Origin of the sequence: Pseudomonas sp. N-137 (assembly GCF_034555295.1) — a bacterium.
Classification (GTDB): Bacteria; Pseudomonadota; Gammaproteobacteria; order Pseudomonadales; family Pseudomonadaceae; genus Aquipseudomonas; species Aquipseudomonas rhizophila.
In genome coordinates this window covers 812,740-837,051 of sequence record NZ_JAXUDQ010000006.1, presented here as the reverse complement: position 1 = coordinate 837,051, position 24,312 = coordinate 812,740, and the positions used below count along the sequence as shown (strand labels likewise).

Annotated in this window: 21 protein-coding genes and 1 pseudogene; 3 read left to right on the top strand and 19 right to left on the bottom strand. The window is 57.9% G+C overall.

Features of this window, described 5'->3' with window-relative positions; genetic code table 11:
* Positions 1–226: 226 nt before the first annotated feature.
* The 10 genes from T3A99_RS05965 to T3A99_RS05920 all read right to left on the bottom strand — a co-directional run bounded on the left by T3A99_RS05965 (position 227) and on the right by T3A99_RS05920 (position 7,760).
* The gene (locus T3A99_RS05965; protein WP_322834106.1) at positions 227–682 is read right to left on the bottom strand and encodes a single-stranded DNA-binding protein; all 456 of its coding nucleotides are present in this window, start codon (positions 680–682) and stop codon (positions 227–229) included.
* Positions 679–1,197 carry a DUF3158 family protein gene (locus T3A99_RS05960; protein ID WP_322834105.1) on the bottom strand — a complete coding sequence of 173 codons (519 nt, stop codon included), beginning with the start codon at positions 1,195–1,197 and terminating at the stop codon, positions 679–681. Before T3A99_RS05960 ends, T3A99_RS05965 begins: the two co-directional genes overlap by 4 nt.
* Positions 1,194–1,949 carry a PFL_4669 family integrating conjugative element protein gene (locus tag T3A99_RS05955; protein WP_322834104.1) on the bottom strand — a complete coding sequence of 252 codons (756 nt, stop codon included), beginning with the start codon at positions 1,947–1,949 and terminating at the stop codon, positions 1,194–1,196. Before T3A99_RS05955 ends, T3A99_RS05960 begins: the two co-directional genes overlap by 4 nt.
* 101 nt (positions 1,950–2,050) lie before the next feature.
* Complete coding sequence (locus tag T3A99_RS05950) at positions 2,051–3,379, bottom strand: STY4528 family pathogenicity island replication protein (RefSeq protein ID WP_322834103.1); 1,329 nt, start codon at positions 3,377–3,379, stop codon at positions 2,051–2,053.
* Positions 3,376–3,924, bottom strand: a complete 549-nt coding sequence (locus tag T3A99_RS05945) for a DUF2857 domain-containing protein (protein WP_322834102.1) — start codon at positions 3,922–3,924, stop codon at positions 3,376–3,378. The genes T3A99_RS05950 and T3A99_RS05945 overlap by 4 nt, the downstream gene beginning before the upstream one ends.
* Positions 3,921–5,507 (bottom strand): ParB family protein, encoded by a 1,587-nt coding sequence (locus T3A99_RS05940; RefSeq protein WP_322834101.1) that lies wholly within the window; start codon positions 5,505–5,507, stop codon positions 3,921–3,923. Before T3A99_RS05940 ends, T3A99_RS05945 begins: the two co-directional genes overlap by 4 nt.
* Before the next feature lie 14 nt (positions 5,508–5,521).
* A complete protein-coding gene (locus T3A99_RS05935) occupies positions 5,522–5,731 on the bottom strand; it encodes a hypothetical protein (protein WP_322834100.1) in 210 nt (69 codons plus the stop codon).
* Positions 5,732–5,817: 86 nt separating this feature from the next.
* A complete protein-coding gene (locus T3A99_RS05930) occupies positions 5,818–6,660 on the bottom strand; it encodes a ParA family protein (protein WP_322834099.1) in 843 nt (280 codons plus the stop codon).
* Positions 6,661–6,664: 4 nt separating this feature from the next.
* Positions 6,665–6,895, bottom strand: coding sequence for an AlpA family transcriptional regulator (locus T3A99_RS05925; RefSeq protein ID WP_322834098.1), 231 nt, complete (start codon positions 6,893–6,895; stop codon positions 6,665–6,667).
* A gap of 115 nt (positions 6,896–7,010) precedes the next feature.
* On the bottom strand, positions 7,011–7,760 hold the full coding sequence (locus T3A99_RS05920; RefSeq protein WP_322834097.1) for a hypothetical protein: 750 nt from the start codon (positions 7,758–7,760) through the stop codon (positions 7,011–7,013).
* 862 nt (positions 7,761–8,622) lie between these two features.
* Here T3A99_RS05920 and T3A99_RS05915 point away from each other — a divergent pair.
* A complete protein-coding gene (locus tag T3A99_RS05915) occupies positions 8,623–12,075 on the top strand; it encodes an adenylate/guanylate cyclase domain-containing protein (RefSeq protein ID WP_322834096.1) in 3,453 nt (1,150 codons plus the stop codon).
* A 117-nt stretch (positions 12,076–12,192) separates the two neighbouring features.
* Positions 12,193–13,242: a patatin-like phospholipase family protein gene (locus tag T3A99_RS05910; RefSeq protein WP_322834095.1), complete on the top strand. Its 1,050-nt coding sequence runs from the start codon at positions 12,193–12,195 to the stop codon at positions 13,240–13,242.
* 52 nt (positions 13,243–13,294) lie between these two features.
* On the opposite strand, the pseudogene T3A99_RS05905 reads toward T3A99_RS05910, so the two are convergent.
* The 9 genes and pseudogenes from T3A99_RS05905 to T3A99_RS05865 all read right to left on the bottom strand — a co-directional run.
* Positions 13,295–13,498 (bottom strand): annotated as a pseudogene (locus tag T3A99_RS05905) (conjugal transfer nickase/helicase domain-containing protein); the annotation flags it as partial.
* Positions 13,499–13,881: 383 nt separating this feature from the next.
* Positions 13,882–15,423 carry a bifunctional 3-(3-hydroxy-phenyl)propionate/3-hydroxycinnamic acid hydroxylase gene (locus T3A99_RS05900; protein ID WP_322834094.1) on the bottom strand — a complete coding sequence of 514 codons (1,542 nt, stop codon included), beginning with the start codon at positions 15,421–15,423 and terminating at the stop codon, positions 13,882–13,884.
* Positions 15,420–16,244: an alpha/beta fold hydrolase gene (locus T3A99_RS05895; protein WP_322834093.1), complete on the bottom strand. Its 825-nt coding sequence runs from the start codon at positions 16,242–16,244 to the stop codon at positions 15,420–15,422. Before T3A99_RS05895 ends, T3A99_RS05900 begins: the two co-directional genes overlap by 4 nt.
* A complete protein-coding gene (locus T3A99_RS05890; RefSeq protein WP_322834092.1) occupies positions 16,237–17,127 on the bottom strand; it encodes a VOC family protein in 891 nt (296 codons plus the stop codon). The genes T3A99_RS05895 and T3A99_RS05890 overlap by 8 nt, the downstream gene beginning before the upstream one ends.
* Before the next feature lie 50 nt (positions 17,128–17,177).
* Positions 17,178–18,113 (bottom strand): SphA family protein, encoded by a 936-nt coding sequence (locus tag T3A99_RS05885; RefSeq protein ID WP_322834091.1) that lies wholly within the window; start codon positions 18,111–18,113, stop codon positions 17,178–17,180.
* A gap of 23 nt (positions 18,114–18,136) precedes the next feature.
* Entirely contained in the window at positions 18,137–19,213 is a 1,077-nt protein-coding gene (gene dmpG, locus T3A99_RS05880) for a 4-hydroxy-2-oxovalerate aldolase (protein ID WP_322834090.1), read from the bottom strand.
* Between the two features lie 20 nt (positions 19,214–19,233).
* Complete coding sequence (locus T3A99_RS05875; RefSeq protein ID WP_322834089.1) at positions 19,234–20,172, bottom strand: acetaldehyde dehydrogenase (acetylating); 939 nt, start codon at positions 20,170–20,172, stop codon at positions 19,234–19,236.
* Positions 20,173–20,188: 16 nt separating this feature from the next.
* Positions 20,189–20,986, bottom strand: coding sequence for a 2-keto-4-pentenoate hydratase (locus T3A99_RS05870; protein WP_322834088.1), 798 nt, complete (start codon positions 20,984–20,986; stop codon positions 20,189–20,191).
* A 10-nt stretch (positions 20,987–20,996) separates the two neighbouring features.
* Positions 20,997–22,913 carry an FAD-dependent monooxygenase gene (locus tag T3A99_RS05865; protein WP_322834087.1) on the bottom strand — a complete coding sequence of 639 codons (1,917 nt, stop codon included), beginning with the start codon at positions 22,911–22,913 and terminating at the stop codon, positions 20,997–20,999.
* 307 nt (positions 22,914–23,220) lie between these two features.
* Here T3A99_RS05865 and T3A99_RS05860 point away from each other — a divergent pair, with 307 nt between their 5' ends.
* Complete coding sequence (locus tag T3A99_RS05860) at positions 23,221–24,234, top strand: AraC family transcriptional regulator (protein ID WP_322834086.1); 1,014 nt, start codon at positions 23,221–23,223, stop codon at positions 24,232–24,234.
* The last annotated feature ends 78 nt before the right edge of the window (positions 24,235–24,312 follow it).

The window sequence follows — 24,312 nt, the reverse complement described above, 5'->3', positions numbered from 1 at the left end:
TTGAGTTCAAAGCAGCGTTGTTGGAAGCAGCCGTTGTGAGATATGAGAAACCTGACTTGCAGGTACCTCATGTTAGTCGGTGAAGGCAGCCTTGAAGATCCGAGGCTACTATCTCGTTCTAGCGTGGGCGACAGGGTGGGTGTTCACGAGCAGCGAGTAACAGTAGGCCAGCAACTTCGCGCAAAGGCGCAATTTTTATGCCTGAATTCTGTCAGACCGTAGGTGGCTATCCTCTGCGTTTTTTGAGTTTCGACGCAGGTGAACTGGCCTGCTCTGTATTTTGCCCGGCGGGTGTCGCAGATGACGCCGGTTCACTGGATCGTTCCCGCATGACTACACTGTGCACCCGATGAGGCAGGATGCCGACTCGACGGGCCTCGATCTTGAAGGTGACCCGCGCATTGTCTTCGCTGTCCTCCCACTCATCGCGCACGGTACGGCCTTCGACCAACACACGCATGCCTTTCTGGTACAACGTGCTCCAGTGTTCAGCCTCGCGGTGCCAGAGCTCAACCGGCGCCCAATAGCCGCCTCGATCTTCATAGCTGCCCTCGCGTGGTACGGGGTTGTCGAAGTACACATTCAGCCGTAGCAAACGCCGTGGCTCGTCATTGCCTGATGGGAACTCCTGGAACTCTGGCGCACTGCCGATATTGCCTTCGCCGACGAAAAAAGTACTCATCCTGATACCTCCACTGCGGTTGTGAATTGGCGCAGTAACTGTTGGGCACTGGCCATTTTGATCGCGCAGGTCGTGGCCTGGCGGTAGAGCGAATGCACCACACTCATCTGTAGGTTCAGTGCAATGCGCTCGCATTCGAAACGGTGCAAACCCTCACGCACCATCTGCGGCAGGGCTTGGTTGCCGACTTGGCGTTCCCAGACCGCAATCCCCATACGGGCGAAGTCACGGGTGCGCCAACGCAAAAAGGTGCTGCCAGCGCTGGTGTTCTGCAGCACCAATCGAATATCCAGCAGTGAGTAAGGAGGTTGTCCGGCCTGCTGCACCACAGCCTCCATCAGGTGACATAACTGCGCCTCGATTTCCCTCGCCACCTGCGCCAGGTGCTCCAACTCCCCCTTACCCTTAAAAGGTTTTAAAAGGCCTTTTAGGGAGGCGGCGTGTTCGAGCTGTCGATAGGCATCCGGTGTCAACGCTTCGAGGGGCATTGGTTGAGCCGAAGTCAGGGGATTCATGCGTCGTCCTCCGGCTCATCCACTGTCGCAGATGGCACTCTCGCTTGCTCTGCCAACGCGTCAGCGTCATCCACTGTCACAGCACCACGACGAACGATTGGCGGCGCGAACTGGGAGCGGCGATGCCCCTCAAGGATGTCCATCGGAGGCAACCCCAGTTTCTCGATGGCCGCCAGGGCACGGGCATTGTTCGCCGCCATGTCGTCGCGGGTGACGCCAGCATGCCGATAGCGTTGCGCTTGGCCGAACAGGCTGCGCAGCAGATGGGCGCCGTCGTCGATCCAGGCTTCCATGTCGACACGGCCGATCAAGGCGGTGTGATGGGCCAATAGGGTACGACGCACCAGGGTGTCGTAATCGGTCAGCAGGTAGACCGCCAGAAAACCCAGCTGGCTGCCGATGTACAACGGCAAGGTAACGGGGTGGATGTTGAGGTTGTCGCCCATGTCGATCTGTGTCGGCAGGTCCTGCCTGATCCGATCCAGCTGTTGGGTCAGTTCCAGCATCCCAGCTTTGGCCTGCATCAGTTTTTCTTCTAGTTGCACGATGGCCCAGTCGGCATAGGGGTCGTCCTGGGCCGCGGTTTGTTTGATCAGGTTGGTGACACTGATGTAGCCGGCCATGCCCATGATCGAGTGGACGCCTTCGCGTGCGGTCCGACCTTGCCAGATACGGGCAGCGTGGTGAGTGTGCAGGGTCAGGGTGATGCTGCTGCGCAATGAACCCAGGTTGAGTTGATAGTGATCGGCCACGGTGTTGTCCTCGCATAAGCTTGGACGGGAACATTGCGACAGATGAGGGTCAAGGGCAGCCAAAAAGCTGAATGCGGTCTGTTCGGTTTGGTGTGAGAGGGTTAATTTCGTAGACGTTCACGAGTGACGCCGGTGGCATCATTTCCAAGGATGGCGATGGCTGTATCGGTCGGCGCAGGTTCGGCCTTTTGCGATCTCACAGTAGAGCTCAGTAGATTTGATGCCACTGGCATCAAATCTACTGACGTCCCAGAGCGTTTGCTGCGCAGTTGCCGCAACTCATTCAGGCACGCTTGGGCGAGGACGGAAGCGGGTTCTCCCTGTTGCCGGGACGGGCGTGACGGTGCTGTTGAGGGCGGCTCTGCAACGGGTGAGGGTCCCGTCTGACCGGCCCAAGGACGAAAGTCGCCTTTCAATGCACGCTGGATCAGGCCCATCAGATAGGCCGCTGGCTTGCGGATACCTCCGGCCGCACAGCGTACGCCGGCTTCGTTGAGCACCGCCTGACGATCCGCTGGCTTGAGCTTGTTCAACGCTACGGCGACGGCCTGACGCTCGCTTGGACTCAGGTGCAGCGGATCGGGCCAGTGCAGGTTATCCACCGCTGGGGTCGCGCGCGGTACAGTACAAGTACTTTCTTTTAATACAGTACAGGCGGCGTTCGGATTCCGAACGGTGCCGGAAACACTGGCATTCAATCCCGGTTCGGAATCCGAACGAGGGTCTGCACGATTCCGAACGAGGAGATTTTCCCCCAGTTCGGAATCGTGCATCGCGCCATCGGTTGCCTGATCCAATCCTTGCTGCGTCCAGTGTTCGCCCCAGCTGTCGAGCCGGGTGGGGAGTTGACCCAGATCGATATGGGCATCCTGGCGAATTTCTTCCAGAATGTGCTGCGCGACAATACGCACCGCCTTGGTGTTATGGCTGAGGCAATGTCCGACCAGTTCCAAGTAGTCCTGATCCAGTTCCATGGCTTCGGCAGGGGTTAACGGCTCATCGTGCAGGATATACAGCGAGCCTTGAAGACGTCCGCTGAGCTGATCGCGTCCGCGACTCACCAAGCTGAGCCAGCGGGTTAGTCTGAGCATCGTCAACACGCGAGCGATGGTTTCACGGGAGGCTGACGCACCATAGGGCACGCTCGACAGGTAAGGCTGCAAATCTTCATAGCGTGGAGTGACTATGCCCTGGCCTTGCAGCATGAGTCGAAATACCTGCCAGGCATTACGTTCCAATGGCGTCAGCCGATTGTCCAACAGCAGGCGACGCGGCACGACTTCGTGTGATTGACCACTGAACAGGAAGCCAGCCTGCAAAGCCTGGTTGGAGGGTTGCTCAGTGGTCGGGCGTGCGGGCCAACGTTCACTCAGCTGCTGGGTGCATTGCTGCAGGACACGCTGCCAGCGACTGGAAGGGGCAGTGTTCATGTTCCGTTGCTGAAATGGTCGATTTGCTGCCAAACGATGGTCAAGCTGATCTGTTGCTCCTCCGCCAGCATCATCATGGCGTCGAGCTGATCCCCGGTACCGTCTTGAGCGCGCAGCTGGCACCAACGCTGCCAGAGCGCATGTTCCTGCGCTTCGCTCAAATGCTGAGGGCGGCCTTTACGGGTTTCTATCTTTAGCAGACGTCGACGCAGAGCGGTTTCCGAATGCGACAAACCGAAGCACTGATACATGATGGTGCTGCTGGCGCCGAGCTTGAGCGCTCGGTTGATCAATCGTTCGTTCTGTTCGTCGCGTTCGGCTTGTTCGATCAAGCGATGCAGCACCGGCGAGTCAATCTTGACCTCAACCCAGGGTACGGTGGCATGGGCCAGGCGCGAGAGGGTGGTGGGCGGTAAAGATTGCAACAGGTAGATGTCGTCCTCACCCAGTCCGAGTGCCTTGCAGCGTTGCAGATTACCCAGGCGCAGTTCGTGCAGCACCTGGGTCAGCATGGCTTGGTTGAGCACATTGAAGGACAGGCTCATGGCAGCTCCCTCGGTGAGTTGTCTTTAGGGGTAAGCGTTAAGTCGATCAGGCGGCGGGCCAGGCGGATCAGGCGATACAGTTTGATTAACAGACTGTCGGGCAGTCGCTCCAATCCTACGTCCACGGCGGGACGTTCTGGCAGCGGAAGTTGGTAAACCCCCAGCAACAGCTGGCCGAACAGGGCTGAGGGCAGTTGCTGGCGATCTTCCCAGTTCACCTCGTCTTGAGCGCGCAACAGGGCCAGGAGCAGCAGGTGAACGCCAGTCGCGCGCGGTGTTGAAAGGTCCAGTTGCTCCATATTTAAGGCAAAGCCCAAGCCAAGCTTCTGATCGATGATGTTCTCGGGATGTCCGGCATAGGCCGCCATTTCCCGTGCCAGTCCTGCGATGGCTAAACGCAGTTGTTCGGGGGTATCCAGTGCTGGTGCGATGCTCCAGATGTCGTCGATCGCGCAGGTTTCGACGGTCGGTGTTACTTCAGCGGCAGTGCCGCGCTCAATCTGTTCGCGAATCTGTTGGACACGTGACGGCGGGCTGACTGCTGATACGACATTCGTTTCGGGCTTTGTGAGTAGTTCCTCTCCCGCTGTTTCGGTCTGGGTTCTGGTTTCAGTTGATTTGGGACGGGACTCGGAGGCGGGAGGTCCTGCCGCGGCTTCATCAACGCGCGGCAGATGGATGTTCTCCGAGGGCGTGGTGACGACAACGCCTGACGTCGAGATGACCCGTTGGGTATCGCTCAGCTCCAGGGCCAGCATACGGTAGGACTGTCCGAGTAAGCAGCTCATGCGTTCGAGCAGTTCATCCTGGATTTGCTCAAGATCGAAGGACTCAGGGGCTGTATCGAAGTGACCCAGGGTTTCGAGCCAAAACTCGGTAAACACAACGGTGACTGTTGGATAACGGTTCCAGGTTCGTTCTGCCTGGTTACGCAGAGCGATCAGGCGTTCGATCTGGGGCTTGCCCAATCCGGCATACAGGGTTTGTGGAATGGCGGGTAGTAGGTGTTCAAGGGTGTCCAGCATTCGGCTGATGTGCGACTGCGAAATTGGATAGCCTCCAGCGGCAAGACGTCGTGCCAGCTCTCGTTGCGAGAGCACAGCTCCATCCGGTTCGAGCATGGTTTTGAGTTTGGCTACGGCCAGTGCGCGCTCAATGAAGGTGAGTTGGCCGTGCAGATCGCTTTCGGCCAGATGGCCGAGCAGCGCGGTGATTTCATTGCTCCAAGGTCTGAACAGGCAATGAATGCGAAAGAAGCGCTCGTCGCGGGTTTCCTGCCACAGCTCGCCTAGAATCGCCAAGCGAGTGTTACCACCATTGCGGATAATGAAATAGGTTTCACCCGGACGGCGGGTAATCGGAGGTGGTTGATCCAGCCCGCGTTCACGGATGGAGGCCTTGATATCGTCGTAAAGCGGATTACGGATGAAGCGCGGGTTGTGTTCGTAGGGCCGCAACTGCTCCAAGGTGACCAGCATCGGTGTGTCAATGACTGGATCGGACAGCCGCTCCAGTTCTGGACTCCGAGGGAAGTGGTCCTGGTGCAGCTTGTCGGTGATTTCCTCCTGACTGAGCTTCTTCATCGGAACCGCCTCAGTTAACGCCGGTTACGCAAATGGTCACCGACCTCGAACTTGACGATCTCGGCAGTACCCGAGCCGTCGAAGTGTCGGGACAGTTCTGCGAGGAACCAACCCATCGCCGAGCGTCCCCCTTGCAGACGGAAGACCACGGTGCAGTACTCCTCGCAAGGTGGGTGGTGTGGTCGAATGGATGGCTGAGCGATGATGGGAAACTGATCCAACATCAAAAGACTCCTTGCCAAACACTGTTGGCCTCAAGGTCGAACAAAAAAAAATGACTGGGCGAGAAATGCGGGCTTATCGATTCGTCTCATCGAACCTCCGTGTATCTGCTCACCGTAGAGATCGCTTCGCGCCATTCCGGAAACAACTCGGTGGCCAGCGCTTGCATGGTTTCCAGCGCTGATGGCGAGCGTCGTTCACGTGACTGGCGCGTCTCGATTCGGTGGACCGGCAGGCCAAGGGTGGCGGCATTGAGATAAGCCACTCGGTCTGGAACTACGGTTTCTAGAACCGAGATATTCGCAGTCTTGGCAAAGGTTTCGCGTAGGCCGCGGGTGATCATCCGTGTGTCCACCCGAATGGCATTCACCTGGTTTAGTAGCAATCGCAAGGGTGGCGGTGTAAGGCCCAGGTGGCGGAACGGTTCGAGTTCGCTCAGCAGCCTCAAAGTGCCGCGCCGCAGTTCGCGGGCGGCGAGCATTTCTGGCGTGATGGGCGAGACGGCGAATTCGGAGGCCAGGATGGCCATCTCCAGCAGCACACTACGTGCGCCTTGGGTATCGATCAAAAGCAGGTCATAACGGGGGCTGAACGTGTCGAGCAAATTGCGCAGCCGTAATCGCCCGTCAGGGGCGTGCAGCAGCAAGGTACTCAGCTGGCCTTGATCGTCATTGGAGATTATCAGGTCGAGCCCTGCAATCACTGTCCTGGAAACAATCTGCGCAGGCGCTGTTAAGTTGAGTGCAATGAGCTCGTACGCACCAGCAACAGCTTTCTGGCTCAAGGCGTAATAGCTGGAGAGGGTGGGTTGGCTATCCAGATCGAGCAGCAGGACGCGTAGGCCAGCATCCGCCAGCAGACCGCCGAGATTGGCAGCTACTGTGGTTTTGCCAACGCCACCTTTGGTGGACACCACCGATACTACACGCATGGCATCAGGCCTGCCGCGCCAAACGCTCAGTGATCCACTGTTCGATCTCCAGTGAGTCCCAGCCGACTGCGCGCAGTCCAATGCGTTTGGCTTGAGGGAATTTACCTTCCTTCATCAAGTTGTAGATGTGTGCACGCTTGAAGCCGGTTTTACGTTCTACCTCGTCACGACGCATGATGTGACGTTCGAGCGGTGGTTGGAGTAGGTCTGCAATAGGTGAGAGCTGGTTGGACATGATGGTCACTCCTGGCGCCAATTGGCGCGTAGTGGGAAGTGACCTGAATTGAATACCTGAAATGGGAGAGAGTCATTGCACTGCAAGTCAAGACGTTGCAGCGCAATGCGATGGTTCAGGTATTTTTTTTGAGGCTACGATTGGCTGCAGCAAACTTCGCGTCCAGTGTCCGTTTACTGAGACCGGGAATGTCATTGTGGCGTGCGGTAATAGCATCGACGATTGCGGATTGGCTCCTGAATACGGAGAGGGGCTTGCCCGCAGGTGACGAGTCCAAGAAGGTGTTGAGCAAGGCGCCGATGATCTGTAGGTAGGTGTGTTCGCTTCGCTCGCTGAGCTGCCCCTGAGTAGTCACCAACAATTTAAGGCTTTCCTGTTCAAGTCCCAGCTTCCGAAGGTCAGCTTCGACATCTTGGAGCTGACGTTGCAGAGTATTCCGCTCTCTCAGGAGGGTATCCCGCTCGGCCTGGAGTGCAAAGTAAACACCCAAGCTAATTTTGTCTCGAGTGTTGTCGCCTGACTCGAATAGAAAGTCGGGCTTCTGGTCGGGGTAGTAGATCTGCATCCAATGACGCAGGTCTGAATGTCGAACCGTCAACAGAGTGAGCTCCACGGGGGTACCTCGGGGCACCGAAATACCTAAACAGCCATATGGCAATTCTCCATTGCGGACGGCGTCATAAATTACCTCGGTATTGGTTTTTAGGCATGGCCACTGGGGAAATAGGAGCCTGAGTTCCTCTGGATAGGACCAAGCAGCCTGCACGATTTGTGTTTCAAATCGAATGAGATTGCACCAACGCAATGCTGCGTCGATGGGGCGATAGAAAATTTTAGCCAGCGGATTAAAGTTGGTCGAAGACATGTGCGAACGGACCTCCATTTCTGATGGATAGGCCTCTCGCGAAACATCTCTACATCACCTACCTGCCGGGAAGCTGTTGGCAGTGGCTGTTTTATTCGGATCTTTTGCTCGATGAGGTCATTCCATCTATCCGGTTCCTAACGTGGTGCCTTTTTTGTTTAGGGCCTCGTCCCAAGTCAGTGGGGCGAGATCTTATCTCAGGTTGGTTTATCAGCGGTAATGGATCCAATGTGGAGACTATCACTTTTGTAATGCGTTCACGCTACCAACGCGATTTAGCGAGGATGACGTAGCGAGCTCTTATTTGGCTCGAGATCAATCAAGTAACACGGTCATGGTGGTTAATAATTGGTGGTGTGGTCGAAATAGATCCCAGAATCGCGCGCGCTTCGAGATGGAATAGAGGAAATAAGGAATATTTCTATGTCATTCTAAAAATGTATAAAAAATTAAGGGCCGGATAGAGCTGTGATGATAAATGGTCTCGTAAGCGCCTAGTGGGCATACCAAACCATAAGCGATCGGCTACCAAAAATGCCGATCACCCCGAGTTACTTTGATCAGAGGGCGGCAATCGGCTGTTGGTAGACTTTTGGCTAAGTGCATATCATGCGTAGGCCGAAGGCGACATTGCCGAACACGGTTTTATAGTAACTGCGCGAAATATTTGGCACTGATATGAGCGTTTCTGAATGGCGAATTTTGCAGTGGGCTTCGGCGTTTGCAATGTCTCAGCCCCTTTACTGTGCGGAGATCGACGTCAGGTACAAGGGGAGAGAGTGTCTTGTCCGGTCGCGTCTTGCGGCCAGCGGGTCCGGCGCCTAATGTTAAGTAGTAGGTACCAGGCAAGGGAGGAGGTCGTATGCGCTGTGCAAACTGCGGATTCGAGAATCCTTCCGGGGCCAGCCTCTGTGAAGTGTGTGGCGCCAGGCCGTCTCGTAGCTGTCCGCGCTGTGGCCACGAGGCGGGCCTGTCCGCCAAATTCTGCAGTGAATGTGGCGCGTCGCTGACCGATGCGCCTGCTGTGTCATCACCACGCTCGCGGCCTGTTTCAGGGCCTTCTTCAGAGCCCATTCATTACACACCTCACCATCTTGCCGAGCGCATCCGCGCTGAACAGGCGGCCATGGAAGCCCGGGGCGAGACCGCCGGCGAACGCAAGACCGTTACGGCACTGTTTGCCGATATGGCTGGCTCAATGGCGCTGATCCACAACCTCGATCCGGAAGAGGCCCAAAACCTGATCCAACCCGTCATCGCGCTGATGATGGAAGCCGTCCACTACTACGAAGGCTACGTGGCCAAGTCGCTGGGCGATGGCATCCTCGCGCTGTTCGGCGCCCCTATCGCCCACGAGGATCATCCGCAGCGGGCGCTGTATGCAGCGTTGCGCATGCAACAGGCGATACATCGACATAGCGACCGCATTCGTCTGGAGAGGGGCATTCCTCTGCAAATCCGTGTTGGCGTCCACACCGGAGAGGTCGTTGTGCGTTCGATCCGCACGGACAATTTGCACACCGATTACGATCCGGTCGGGCACACGATTCATATTGCGTCCCGAATGGAGGGAATCGCTACGCCATCGTCAATCCTGGTGAGCGAGTCCACCCACAAGCTGGCGGAGGGCTATTTCGAGTTCAGAACGCTGGGGGCCACCCAGGTCAAAGGCATCCCCGAGCCGCTCGTCGTGTACGAAGTGCAGGGTGTCGGCGCGCTGCGCACGCGTCTGCAACTGGCGGCACATCGCGGACTGGCCAGATTCATCGGCCGCCAGGTAGAGCTGGGCCACCTGCATCAGGCGCTCGATCAGGCCAAGGCGGGCCACGGACAGGTCGTCGCGGTGGTAGGCGAAGCCGGGGTCGGGAAGTCACGGCTGTTCCATGAGTTCAAGGAACGCTCGTGGCGCGGCTGTCTGGTGCTGGAGACGTTCTCGGTGTCGCACGGCAAGGCTTTTGCCTATTTTCCGCTCATCGAGCTTCTGAAAAGCTATTTTCAGATCACTGCCCTGGACGACGAGCGACGGTGCCGGGAAAAGGTTATGGGCAAGGTCCTGACGCTTGAGCGCAGTTTCGAGAATCTCGTGCCCTACCTGCTCTATCTGCTGGGTATTGGCGAACACAGTTCGGCGCTTGCAGAAATGGATCCTCAGATCCGGCGCGATCGAATCTTCGACGCGATTACGCAACTTCTGGCGCGCGAGAGCCGCGATCAACCGATCGAACTGCTGTTCGAGGACCTGCAATGGCTGGACCGCGAGACCGAAGCATTCCTCGCGTACCTCATCGACCGCGTGGCAAGTGTCCCGATCCTGCTCCTCGTGAACTACCGGCCCGAGTACCAGCCTGCGTGGACGCGCGCGGGTCAATGCAGCCAGCTGCGGCTCGAACCGCTGGGCCCGGCCGAAGCCCAGGGACTGCTCGCGGCCCTGCTTGGGGACGATCCCACTCTTGTCCCCCTCAAACAGCTCATCCTGGAGAAGACGGAGGGCAACCCATTTTTCATGGAGGAAGTGGTCCAAACGCTGGTCGAGGAGAAATCGCTGCTCGGCGAACCCGGTCGTTACCGGATCGAGCAGACTCCAGCCGCGCTGCATATTCCCACCACTGTGCAGGGTGTGCTCGCCGCCCGTATCGACCGGCTCCCCGTTGCGCAGAAGGAATTGCTGCAGACGCTCTCCGTCATCGGCAAGGAGTTTGCGTTCAGTCTGATCCAGCGCATCTATGATGGACGGGGCGCTCGGATGGACGACGATTTGCGTGATCTGCTGGCCCGACTGGAGGCTGCGGAATTTATTTACCAGCGACCCGCATATCCGGAGGTGGAGTATTCGTTCAAGCATGCGCTGACCCAGGAAGTCGCGGGCTACTCGCTACTCACGGAGCGGCGTAGTGCACTGCACGAACGCACGGCGCAGGCCATCGAGGCACTGTTCCCCACCCGCATCGCGGATTACTGCAGCGAACTGGCGCACCACTACAGGCTGAGTGGCAATGTCCCGAAGGCCGTAGAATATCTGTACCGTACCGGGCAACAGGCCCTGCAGCACTCCGCCCATCTCGATGCGATGCACCACCTCAGCGCGGCGCTGGAATTGCTCGAGCATTTGCCGGACACGCCCGCGCGTGATCATCAGGAACTGACGTTGCTACTCGCCCTGGGGCTGGCCTTGATGGCCGTGCGAGGCTATGGTGCGCCCGAGGTGGCTGCCACCTACACCCGCGCACTGGCGTTATGTGCACAAGTAGGCGACGACTCAGTGCTTTTCCCTGCGCTGCTGGGGCTGGGGACTTACTACGAGTTGCGTGCGCAATACTCAACTGCATGCGAACTGGGTGAACGATTGCTCAGTATTGCGCAAACTGCGCAAGATCCGGACTTGCTCGTGGAAGCCCATGGCGCACTCGGTTCGGCATTGCTTTTTCAGGGTGATCTGCGCAATGCCCATGAATACCTGGAGCGGGCGCGTATCCTCTACAACCCGGACCGTCATCGCACACATGCCATTACGTACGGCATGGATCCGGGCTATGCCCTGACATTTTCGGCCTGGTGCCTTTGGTACTCGGGTTTCCCCGATCAGGCAAGCATACGCAGCCGGGAGGCCCTTGCTCTGGCCATGAAGATTTCCCACCCGTTCAGCTTGGCCTGCACCCTGTCTACTACGTCGGTACTAGGACAGTTTCGGCACGACGTACGACTCGCCGAAGAGTGCGCTGATGCCGCCATCAAGCTTTCACTCGAACGAGGGTTTCCGTTTTTTTTGGCGTGGGGGACTATTCTCCAAGGTTGGGCTTGCGCCGAGCAGGGAAATGTTGACGAGGGAGTCACTCAGATAACCAAGGGTATCGCCACTTACCAGGCAGCCGGAGCAGAGCTTGGATGTTCTTATTTTCTGGCCCTGCTTGCCGAAGCTCACGGGCGTGTAGGGCAACCGCAGGCAGGACTGGATGCCGTGACCGACGCCCTGGCGATGGTGAACAGAACAGGCGAGCACTTTTACGAAGCAGAACTGTACCGGCTCAAGGGAACGCTTATTCTCCAATGTTCGGGCGAAGCCAGACTGGATTCTTCCGTGCAGCAGCAAGCGCAAGCATGCTTTCACAAGGCAATCTCGGTCGCTCGACAACAAGGGGCAAAGTCACTCGAGCTACGAGCCACAGTGAGCCTTGCTCAGCTATGGGAAACACAAGGCAAGGAGGCGGCCAGGCAGATGCTGGCCGACATCTATAGTTTCTTCACCGAAGGCTTCGACAGCGTTGATTTGTTACAAGCCAAGGCGCTGCTCGATGCATGGGCACCAAGCGGGGGGTGAACGATCGATGACGCAGGGCGCTGAATCAAGCATCGGCGTGTCGTCGGTAAGTGTGTAACGGAGCGAAGCACCGCGCCAAGCGCTCGATGCCGCTCAGCACCGGCGAGGAGCCCAAGAATGACCACGAAGAACGGAGCGCATCGGGGCAATGATGAGCGCAAGCCGGTCGCGCTGGCTTTGCAGGGCGGCGGCATGCACGGCGCGTTCACCTGGGGTGTGCTCGATCGGTTGCTCGAGGACGGCAGGCTTGCCATTGAGGGGGTGAGCGCAACCAGTGCCGGTGCGATGAATGCCGTTGCGCTGGCCTACGGTATGCTGCAGGGTGACGAGGCTGGCGCACGCCAGGCGCTGCATAATTTCTGGTCCGCCGTGGCGCAGTCCGCCGAGCGTCATAATCCGTTACGCTGGACGCCATGGCTGAAAGGGACGCACAGCTTCGGGCTGGACCATTCGCCCATGTATGCGTTCGCGGACATGGCGCTTCGTATCTTCTCGCCTTACCAGTTCAATCGCCAAAACTTAAATCCATTGCGGGAGGTGCTGGAGGGGCAGATCGATTTCGCTGCTTTGCGAAGGCAATGCCCGTTCCACCTCTATCTGTGCGCAACCAATGTCGAGACGGGGAAGATACGCATCTTCTCGGACGAGGACGTCTGCGTCGAAGCGGTGCTTGCTTCGGCCTGTGTGCCAACATTGTTCAGGGCGATCACGATCGACGGCCAGCACTACTGGGATGGTGGCTATATGGGAAACCCGGCCATTTTCCCGTTGATCTACCACTGCAATACGCGCGATGTGGTGATTGTCCACATCAACCCACTCGTCCGCCCGGGCGTGCCTATTACAGCTGCCAGCATCCTTAATCGCATCAATGAAATCAGCTTCAACTCTTCGCTGATGCGTGAGATGCGCACCATCGCCTTTGTCACCGACCTCATCCAGCAAGGCAAAGTCGATCGCGGTGAGATGAAGGAGATGCTGATCCACTCCATTCGATCCGACGCAGCGATGTGCGCGCTCAGCGTGTCCAGCAAGTACAACGCAGGCTGGGACTTCCTTTGCGGACTGCGCGACAACGGACGACGGGAGGCCGAGGCGTGGCTCACGGAGAACTACCGCAATATTGGCGAACGGTCGAGTATCGATATCCGAAAGGAATTTCTTTGAACGCCGCCATGAGAGGGGAAGCGTCGCCGCGCTCGTCTGAATGCTATGGAGTTTAAGCTCGATTTTTAAGAAAAGGATTGTCGGCAAGTATGGTTTCGAACAACAGCGTTGGTTTTTCTAGCAAGTAACATTTGAGTCTAGCTTTCTTCCGAGGTCCTTTGACCTGACAGGTCCAGATGTTAATGCCGTCGCCATGTTTCCTGTGAAGCTTCAGCTTTTCGAACTGCTTCTGCACCCAACGCCATTCTTCAATCTCTCCTAGCGTGGTCGTCGATCGTGCGCGCCCCAGCCATATTCGATTTTCCGACGGTGGCCGAGTCGGTTGGCTGCGGCTGTGCCCTCCAACTACCCGTTTACGGCACTCGCGCCCGTGCCGGAAAGGCTGTGTATCAATATGGTCGCAATTTTCCTCTATCGCGACGAAGTTGCCATGGGTAGGCTCCGGTTGTGATATGCATGTATGTCTTTTTCAGTTTCCGGCCGAAGAATGTCCTGAAGTGATCGCGCACCACGTTCATATCCAGCGTGCCCCCCCAGTGCAGTAGCAGGATGGCTGTGCGGGTGCACCTAACTCTGGCCGCCGAGGGGTTCTGATCCTCGGCAGCGAAGCACGGGTGCATGTTCCTCGGATACACTCACTCAGGCTAGAGTAGGCAAGTTCAGGTTGCCGTTGGCAGCCATGATAATCTTGTCCTGGCGCACTGCTACGACATCCACTCCGTGCTTGTCGAGCCAAGCAATGAGATGACCATCAATATCTATCAGGTCAGTGTCGGATTGAACATGCTGATCAACGGAGCGCAGGGTGACAAAGCGGGCTTCCAGCGATTCCCATGCTGCTTTTTGCTCTGCGCTGAGCCGGCTGATCGGATCGACATTGGCGCCCAGCAGCGTGATGCCGCTGCCAAGCGCCTCGTCGAACAAGCCATATTGGCCTCTGCAGTTCGCCACTCGAGGTTGCGGTAGCAGCTTGCCAACCACTTCTTTACAGCCGTTGCCTTTCTGAAGCCAACCGCGCTGGTAGTGGGGCGGACGCAATACCGCCGGTAGATCGCTGGACGCGCGCTCGGCTTCTATCATCGCGTTGATCTGCTCATCGCCGAGTTCGCGCTTGATGATCATGCCCAGGCTGACTGAGATCTGCGTATAGCGCTCCACGTCGGGAGCTCGTTCAACCTCGTAGGTGTCTAGAATCGACTGGGGAACGCGTCCGGCGAGCACGTCTGCCAGCTTGAGGCTGATGTTCTGTGTATCGCGGATACTGGACTGCATGCCGGAGCCGGCCCATGGCGGCATCAGATGCGCGGCGTCACCACAGAGGAAGATGCGACCCTCACGCCAACGCTCGGCATGGCGTACGTGATGATTGTAGAAGGCATGCTTGTGGATTTTTACCTCATCTTCGGTTACGCCCAGTGAGTTGAGAAGTTTCCACAACTGCTCGTGCGTCTGGAAGTCGGCATCGGACTCACCCGGGTTGAGCGGAAACTCCCAGCGGTGGTTGCCCATCGACAGCGCAATATCAACAACAGGGCGCTTCTTGTCTGACCAGAACGTGAGTTTGTGTCGGTTAGGCCACCAGCGCTTCACGCGGCAGTCGATCACCACCCAGCGTACTGGCAAGGTGTCGCCGATCAATTTGATGCCAAGTTTCTCGCGGGTCAAGCTGGAACCACCGTCACAACCCAGCATGTAACGTACTCGGATAGTATCGATTGTACCGGTTTCGAGATTCTTGGCCTGGATTGTCACACCATCCGGATCTTGGTCTAGGCCGGTCATCTCATGGCCGAACTTCACCCTTACGCTGTTGTAGCGCTTGGCGCCCTCGCGTAGCACGCGCTCCATCTCCGGCTGGTAGATGGCATAGGACGTGGCGTGGCCGAACTCGCCCGGCGGAAATGACAGTGAGGTCAACTCTCGACCTTCGTAATCTACCCAGCGCAGCGAGTGGGTGACGTCCATGATGTCCTTCATTTTTTCGGCCAAGCCCAAGTTCTGGAAGATGCGCATGGTCCAGTCATTCACTGTCACGGCACGGGCGCGAGAGTAGATGTCCTGGAATCGCTCGATGGCGATGGTTTTTACCCCAAGCCTACCCAGAACATTGGCCGCGACCACGCCGCCAGGGCCATATCCGATGATGGCTACGTCGGCGTCGAACTCCGTACGGTTGCTCATGGCGTAAGAAACCCCTGGACTGTGCGATTGAATTCATCGGCATGCTCCCACTGCACCCAGTGACCGCACTGAGGCATCACCAGAAATCGGGCGCGAGGGATCTGCTTCATCAACACGAATCCGGTATCCAGCGGCAGTACGCGGTCTTCGCGGCCCCAGATAATCAGGGTTTCATGCGGAAGTTTGGCAAGCCGCGCATCGCGCCATAGTTCTTCCGGCATGCCCGCGGGTCCCGGACGCATGGGCGGTTGCGCCACTATGCGCGGGTCCAGTGCCGCTTCGAGACGTTGTTGGATCAGTTCCTCGGTGATCTGCGAGGGGTCGAACACGAATTGATTGATGAAACCTCTGAGTCGTTCGAGTGAAGGGCCGGGACCGTCGTAGAAGTTTGCCAGCGTCTTGATGCCTTCGGTTGGGAATACTGAGCTAACCGGGAAGCCACCACCGGGCCCCATCAGAATCAGGCGGTCAACGCGTTGAGGCATCTCCAAGGCAATCTTCAGGGCGATCATCCCCCCCATCGAATTGCCGACGAAGTGCGCCTTTTCGATGCTGAGCTTGTCCAGTAGGCCGACGATGATGTCGCCCCACCAGCCGGGGATAGGCGACGATGCTGGCTTCATATCCGACTTGCCGAAGCCCGGCAGGTCGGGGCAGATGACGCGGAACGTCTTGGCCAGAGGCGCGATGTTGCGCACGAAGTTGGACCAGCCATTGGCGCCGGGGCCGGACCCGTGCAGCAGCACTAGCGCCGGGCCAACCCCTTCGTCGTGGTAGTGCACCTTGATGCCATTGACTTCGATGATTCTTCCGTTAGCCATGGATTCGGTCCTCGGGTTTGATCTTCAATTCGTGCCCCCAGATGCTCATCGAGTCGTGACGCTCGACAGTCCAGGTGTTGTCGTCGATTTCGCGCGCGCCCCAGCCGTATTCGATCTCCCATTGCGACGGCGTAAGCATGTAGAACGAGGTCATGTGGTCGTTGGTGTGGCGACCCAAATCCCAGGCCACCGGTACGCTAGTCTTCTTGGCACGGTCCAGCGCCAATCCGACGTCGTCCAAACGCTGGGCTTGCAGCATGAGGTGGATGATCCGCTTCGGGCTTGGAACGGTGGCAAACGCAAGCGAGTGGTGACGCGGATTGCAATGCATGAATGTCACCTTGGATTTTAGGCCTGGCATCGGCTCGAACTCGATGTAGTCACTGAGCCTGAAACCGAGCTTGCTCCAGAACGCCTGGTACTCGACGTCGTCTTTCACCGCGACGACGATGTGGCCGAGGCCCTGCTCGCCGGTTATAAAGCCTTGCACACCGACAGGTGAGACGAACGGTTTTTGAAAGATGGAGGTCGCGCCGTAGAAAACTTCGATAGGCACGTTGGAGGGATCGGTGAAGCGTGCCAGTTCCACTACGCCCCGCGCCCTGGCCAGTTCGAGGTCGACGGTGTACTTGACGCCCTCGGCGTCCAATTTGGCCAGTACGTCGGCGAAACCGGCAGCATTAAGGGTTTCGAAGCCGATGGCTTTGAGATCGTTCAGCGGCCCTTGTTCGACACGGATGCGCCAGGCTCTGTCGTCGACACGCAGCTCCAGTGCATCACCGACCTGGTTGCTTTCTGCGCCCAGGATGTCTCGTGCGTAGTTGGTCCATGCGTTCAGGTCGTTGGCTTCGACGACCACATAACCTAATGATGAAACGGACATATTGTTCTCCATTCTTGAATGTTGGTGGACACATGGCAGGGGAGGAATGGTTACAAAGGACTGCCAATCCTGACAACGAACACCGCACCCTCCGAACGGTTACGGACGTCGAACTCCGGTGAATACTTGGCGGTGACAAACCAGCCCTTGCCGCTGTCGTACTTCAACGAGGGTCCGATGGCGAAAGCGCGACCCTTGCTGTCGGACAGCGATTGTCCGTGCTGCTCGTCATTGGTGGTCTGCTGGTAAATATGGCCTCCCAGGCCGAGGGTCCAGCCATTGTTCAGGCCCCAGCCTGTGGAGTAATCGATGATGAGTTCTTGACCCGATCGGTAGTTCGTGTCGGTATTCTTGAAATTGAACCCGTACGAGACCTTAGTCGAGAAGTTGAAACCGGCCCGATCGACGTAGTCGAACGTGTACGTGGACGCCACACCCCAGTAATTTCGACTCGTGTTTGAAAGGTCGTCGACGTGGTAGCTACCTGTCGGTGCGAACACATCCAGCCCCATAGCCCCGAACGATTTATCGCTGTAGCGGTAGCCGACACCCACACCGACGAGGAGGTCGCCCTGCGCGAGCTTGCTATCTCTCAGGCGCACGCCCGGTGCAGCATCAAACGCGACGCGCGTATCGACAAAAGACGGAACCACTTGCGCCAAAAGCGTGCCACCAAGCACTTGCTTATCGGCGATCAGCAGCAGTCGTGGCGCGATCACGTCAACGTTGAGCTTGATGTTGTTCGGCACTTTGTTGCCGGCATCGTCTCGTAGCTTGTCCGCCGAGTACGAATAGTAGTAGAGCGAACCGTACCACCCCGGCGGCGGTATTCCGGCGGCCGAGAAATTCTCGATGCCCAGCGGGTACAACGACCCGCCTCCCTCGCTGGCATGTACTGTTGTGCCGATAAGGCAAACCGCTAACGACAGTGGCATTGTCATCGTCGTAATGTTCAAAACAGGGCCGTTCTTCTTGTTCTTATTCATCGTTGCACCCATCAAAACATGATTTATGAATCAGTTCGTTCCGTTGCTGAGCGGGACAGCGTATTGCTCTCTGTGGACTTGCCCTTGAGCAAGTCCAGCGCGACGTCGACGATCATGTCCTCCTGACCGCCCACCATGCGGCGGTTGCCCAGTTCGACCAAGATGTCGACGGTCTTCAGTCCGTATTTCCTCGCCGCCGCCTCGCTGTGTCGCAGGAAGCTCGAGTACACGCCGGCATAGCCGAGCGCGAGCGTCTCGCGGTCGACCCGCACCGGCCGGTCCTGTAACGGACGAACGATGTCGTCGGCAGCGTCCATCAACCGGTACAGATCAGTGCCGTGGTTCCAGCCCAAGCGCTCGGCCGCAGCGATGAACACCTCCAGCGGCGCATTGCCGGCTCCGGCCCCCATTCCCGCTAGGCTCGCATCGATTCTGTCGCAGCCTTCCTCGACCGCGACGATGCTGTTGGCCACGCCCAAGCTGAGATTGTGGTGAGCGTGCATGCCGGTCTGCGTCTCTGACTTCAATACATCCTTGAGCGCGCGGAAGCGGTCCCGGACGTCCTGCATGCTCAGTGCGCCACCCGAGTCCACCACATACACCGTGGTCGCCCCGAAGTCCTCCATCAGCTTTGCCTGCTCCGCTAGCTTCTGGGGTGTGGTCATGTGGCTCATCATCAGAAAGCCCACCGTGTCCATGCCCAACATGCGCGCGTACTCAATGTGCTGGCGGGAAACGTCGGCCTCGGTGCAGTGGGTAGCGACGCGGACAATGCGAGCGCCGGCGTCGTAAGCAGCCTTGAGGTCGTGCACGGTGCCGATGCCAGGCAGCAGCAGGGTGGCAACCTTAGCGTGCTTGACTACGGAGGCGACCGCTTCGATCCATTCCAGGTCGCTATGGGCGCCGAAGCCGTAGTTGAAGCTGGAACCATTCAGGCCGTCACCGTGGGCGACTTCGATGGAGTCGACCTTGGCTTCATCGAGAGCCTTGGCGATCTGTTTTGCCTGGTTGATTGAATACTGGTGGCGGATGGCGTGGCAGCCATCGCGCAGTGTCACGTCGGAGATGTACAGCTTTTGAGTCTTGGGATCGGTAATCATCGTAACTTTCCTCAGGCGGCCTAGCGGTTGGCAAGCAGGCGTCCGGCCATTTTTTCGGCGATGCACAGAGCGGCGCTGGTCATGATGTCGAGGTTGCCGGCATAGGCCGGAAGATAGTGCGCGGCACCCTCGACCTCGAGGAATACCGAGGTCTTAAGGCCGGTGATCGCATCGGACACACCGGGGATACGCACTGGCGTATGAATGCGCTCGAACTGCACGCGCTGCTTTAACCGGTAGCCGGGGACGTAGTCCTGCACCCCCCTGACCATGTCCTCGATAGAGCGGGCGATCTGGTCCTCGTCGGCAAAGTCGGACAAGGTGTAGACCGTGTCGCGCATGATCAGCGGTGGCTCGGTCGGGTTCAGGACGATGATCGCCTTGCCCTTGGTGGCGCAGCCGATCACCTCGATCGCCTTCGACGTGGTCTCGGTGAACTCATCGATGTTGGCGCGAGTACCCGGACCGGCAGACTTTGACGAGATCGAAGCAATGATCTCGCCGTAATGGACCTTGGCTACGCGCGAGACTGCCGCGACTATCGGGATGGTGGCTTGTCCGCCGCAGGTGACCATGTTGACGTTCGGTGCGTCGAGGTGCTCGTCGCCATTGGCGACCGGAATGCAGTACGGGCCAATTGCTGCCGGGGTCAGGTCGATCACGCGGATGCCCGGCTTGATGGCGCGCAGGAATGCGTCGTTCTTCACGTGGGAGCCGGCGCTGGTCGCATCGAATACCACGTCGACATCCTTGAATGCGTCAAGGCGGGTCAAGCCTTCGACGCCCTCGTGGGTGGTCGCCACGCCTAGGCGCGCGGCACGGGCCAAGCCGTCGGAGTTGGGGTCAATGCCGACCATGACCCCCATCTCGATACGCTGGCTATGGCGAAGTATCTTGATCATTAGGTCGGTGCCGATGTTTCCCGAACCGATGATTGCAGCCTTTATCTTTGCGGTCATGGGAATGTCCTGTTGTTCATTGGTTGTCGAAGGTGGCGGCTACGGTGCCAAGACCATCGATGCGGGCGGTGTAGGTTTTGCCGGCTTCCACGGCGATCATCGGACCAAGCGCCCCGGAAAGGACGAGATGGCCGGCCCTCAATGGTGCGCCGTGGCGTGCCAGAGTCCGCGCCAGCCACACCACTGCGTTGAGCGGATGGCCAAGGCAAGCAGCACCGGAACCGATGGAGATGTTGTGTTCATCTTCGCGGGCCAGGGTCATCCGGCAGTTGCGCAGATCAAGCTGGTCGAGCTTCTTCGGCGAGCCGCCGAGAACGAAGGCCGAGGACGAGGCGTTGTCGGCAACGGTATCGACCAGACGGATGTTCCATTGGGCGATGCGGCTGCCGACGATCTCCAGGGCTGGCAAGGCGTAATCGATCGCGTTGACGACGTCGATCAGGGTCGGGTTGGGCATGTCGAGGTCGCGGCCAAGCACGAAGGCGACTTCGGCCTCGATCTTCGGTTGATGCAGGCCCGCCATCGGGATCGGCAGGCCTTCTGCAAAAGCCATGTCGTCAAACAGAACGCCGTAGTCAGGAGAATCCACGCCAAGCTGCTGCTGCACAGCGAGTGAGGTCAGACCGATTTTGGCCCCGATCAGACGTGCCCCGGACTGCAGTTTGAGCTCGGTGTTGAGGTTCTGGATCGCATAGGCGTCGTTCGCGCCCAAGCCTTTGAAGGTTTCGCGCAACGGGGCAATGAACTTGCCCGTGGCTGCCGCGCTACGCAGCAGTTCGGCAGCCTTGGCGATGCTGTTTTGATTCAGGGACATGTGCGTGTGCTCACTGGGTTATGGCGGGCAAGGCATGTTTCGGTTCGGCGATGCCGTGCTGGGTGGCTACCAACAATGGCTGCCAATCCATCGACCCAAGAAGATGACCCAGGACTTTGCCCAGTTGCTGGGCTCCTGTCTCGTCCGCAGCACGCCAGGCAACGTGATGGTCTGGGCGAACGAGTACCGCACCGCTATCTCCCACCTCGCGTATACGGCGCCAGTTGCCGTAGATGTCGCGAACACCATAAGAGCCGCCGACCTGCACGACTTCGACAGCCGATGCCAGCACGTGCGGCAACTTTGCGACGGCGTCTCGCCATGCCGACGATTCGATGCCGACGATGAGGGTGAAAGCTGCGGCATTCACGATATCGAGGGTCGAGATGCGTCTGCGACCAGTTTCCAGCCAAGCGTGCGGAAGCCTTGCGCCTGGCCATGTAGTGGCTCTGTATGCATGATCGGGGTCGCCATCCGGAAGTGGCTCGCAGGTGCCATCGGCGAAGATCGCTCCGGCGCGGTACCGATAGCCAATCTCGGCACCAAGAGCGTTGAAACCGGTCGTACTCAACGGAGTCAGTGCCGCATCAAGATTCTCTCTCCTTTGCGCGGCAGTGGTGGTGTCGTCGAACAACGTCTCCGCGTTACGCAACATCTCCGATACGGGGATACCAGGGTGATTGCCAATAGAGGAGGGCAGGTTAATCATCTGTGCGGTCGTCTCACCCACGCGCCGGATGACTTGGCGGCCGACGGGTACCCGCTCGGCGTCATAGCTATCCAATAGCAATGGCGCTGCCGTGCCTTCGAGCACGAGCTTAAGTTTCCATGCGAGGTTGAATGCATCTGCCACGGCCGTGTTCAACCCCAGTCCGTTCCACGGAGCGTGGCGATGGACTGCATCCCCCATGCAGAAGACTCTGCCTTGCGAATATTGAGGGGCCGAGCAACCGTTCACGGACCACGGAGACACGTGCTTGATCCGTACTGGAATCGTTTCATCCCCTATGAACTTTCGGATCAGGGCAAGGACGGCGTTGTGATCGGTATGGTCGAACGAATCGTCGACGGGCGCGCCTGCAATCCACTCATTCCAAGGGCGTACGAGGATGAGACCAACCCTGCCATCGGGAATTACCGAGTGGAAGAGAATACCTGGCCGGTGCTGGACATACCTGCTCAGGTCCGCCTCAATCCAGACGAAAAGCACCCTGCCTGCGTTTTGCACGCCCTCGTGTTTGATTCCCAACTGATCCAAGATGCGGCTGCGTCCGCCATCGGCTCCGATGAGGTAGGACGAAGAGACTGAGTATTCGTGACCAGACTCACACACCTTGATGCGGCTTACTACGCCATGCTCGTCTTGGACGTGGTCGAGGTACTCGTGACCAAATCTCACGTCGACAAGGCCGGTCTCGACTACCGCCTTCATGATGATGGGTTCGAGCAGGTGCTGCGGGTAGTTGCACATCTTGCTCGGACTGGCATCGGTGTACCTCTGCCGTTCGTGGCCAGTGCCCCATGAACTGATGCGTGCGACTTCAGTGCCCGCCATCGTGGTGACCCAGACATTGTTCTCCATGTAATCGGCGGTATCGGCGACAGCAACGACATCATCCTCGATGCCCAGTGCCCGGAAAATCTCCATCGTGCGCGGGTTGATCACATGCGCCCGTGGAGTGTGTGCGGTATATGGGTACAGGGTGAGTAGGGTGCTGCGAATACCAACCCGGGCAAGTGCAAGTGCTTCGATCATTCCGGCTGGGCCGGCACCGACGATCAAAACAGGCGTGGATTCGGTGGGATTGTTATTAGAACTCACTGAGTTTCCTCTCCGATCTTGAGAATTTTTTTTGTAGGAGATGCGGCTTGCGGCATGGGCCGAAACGACCAGTCGATGCGAGGGGTTAGTGATACTCTCCTGCATCGATGAGCCTTCTCGGCGTAGGCGGATTTTGGTCTCCGTGCGGCAACTCGTCACTGTCCACAAATTCACATCTATTGACCGAAAGTCTTCAATTCATGGCGCAATGCAACGTCGGTGGTTTCCTCCATTCAAAATGGGGCAATTCGGATATCTCGGCTTTTTCTACTGAGGTGCAACGTGCTTGTTGTAAGCAGGAGTGCAAGAATGCGGTTATGAATAACGTCGTATCTAAAGACTGCCTGCGTTTGCACTTGCGTGTTTGATATAGAGCGAGTGCATTGGCGCAAATCGCCCATCAGGAGGATCCATGCCACCTGTGTTCCAGAAAAAAGATGTTATGGAAAACCCCAACGATTACCGTCCACCTCTCCCGCTGGACGATCTTCTGCGCACCATTCGCCTGACGGGCGTCTTACAGGGGTTGATTCAGTTGGCTTCCCCGTGGGGGTGCAAACTGCCACGAGTAAACGACTGCATCAGGATTCATCTTGTGCTGGCAGGTAGCTGTGTCGTGTATCGAGAGGGGGCTTCGGATTCGATCTGGCTTGCGGCAGGCGACGCGCTTCTCGAGCCCATGTCGAGTTCGCTCGCGATAGCTGACGCCATTGAGACGCCGCTGCAGCCCATGGAGAATTTTATTCCATCACGACTGAAGAGCGCGGATTCGGCGAACGATTTCCTCGCCGGTCTTTTCAGTACGGGGATTAGCTACGGCGGAGGTGGTCACATCACCCAGCTTGTATCGATGAACTGCTATGTGGATAAAAAATTTCCGATCGTTTTGCTCAAGGACATGCCGGGCTTGGTTCTCCTGCGTGGTTTTGGAATTCAGAATCGGGAATTCCTCGCGCAAACCCTCCATCAACTCAGTGAGAACGGAAGACAGGGGTTTATCGGGCAGGCGATTGCTACCCGGCTCGCCGAAGCGGTACTGACCTCTGCCATCAGATACTATCTGGATCACGTATCCAGACACGATTCGAAGTCACATCGTGGTTGGAATGATCCGGTTCTATCGAAAGTATTTAGTGCCATTTATCAGGCTCCGGAGAGCGACTGGAATATCGCCAAGTTGGCCGATAAGGCCAGCCTGTCTCGCTCAGCATTTCTCAAGCGCTTTGCCAGCGTGACTGGTCAAACGCCAAACGAGTTCATCACTTCGCTCAGGATGATGCGAGCAACAGAGCTGCTTGAGAACGGCCATGATTCCATTGCTCAGATCGCTGCAAGCGTTGGTTACGCATCGGAAGCATCATTCTCGCGTGCGTACCATCGTTGGTCAGGCACGACGCCGGGCATTGTCAAGAGACGCAGAGACTAGGAGTGGCGGTGGAGCGGAATCGCGTCTGTCCGGCGGGCGGAAGGTCCGCCTCATCGGGGGGCATCTGGCTCGAACACC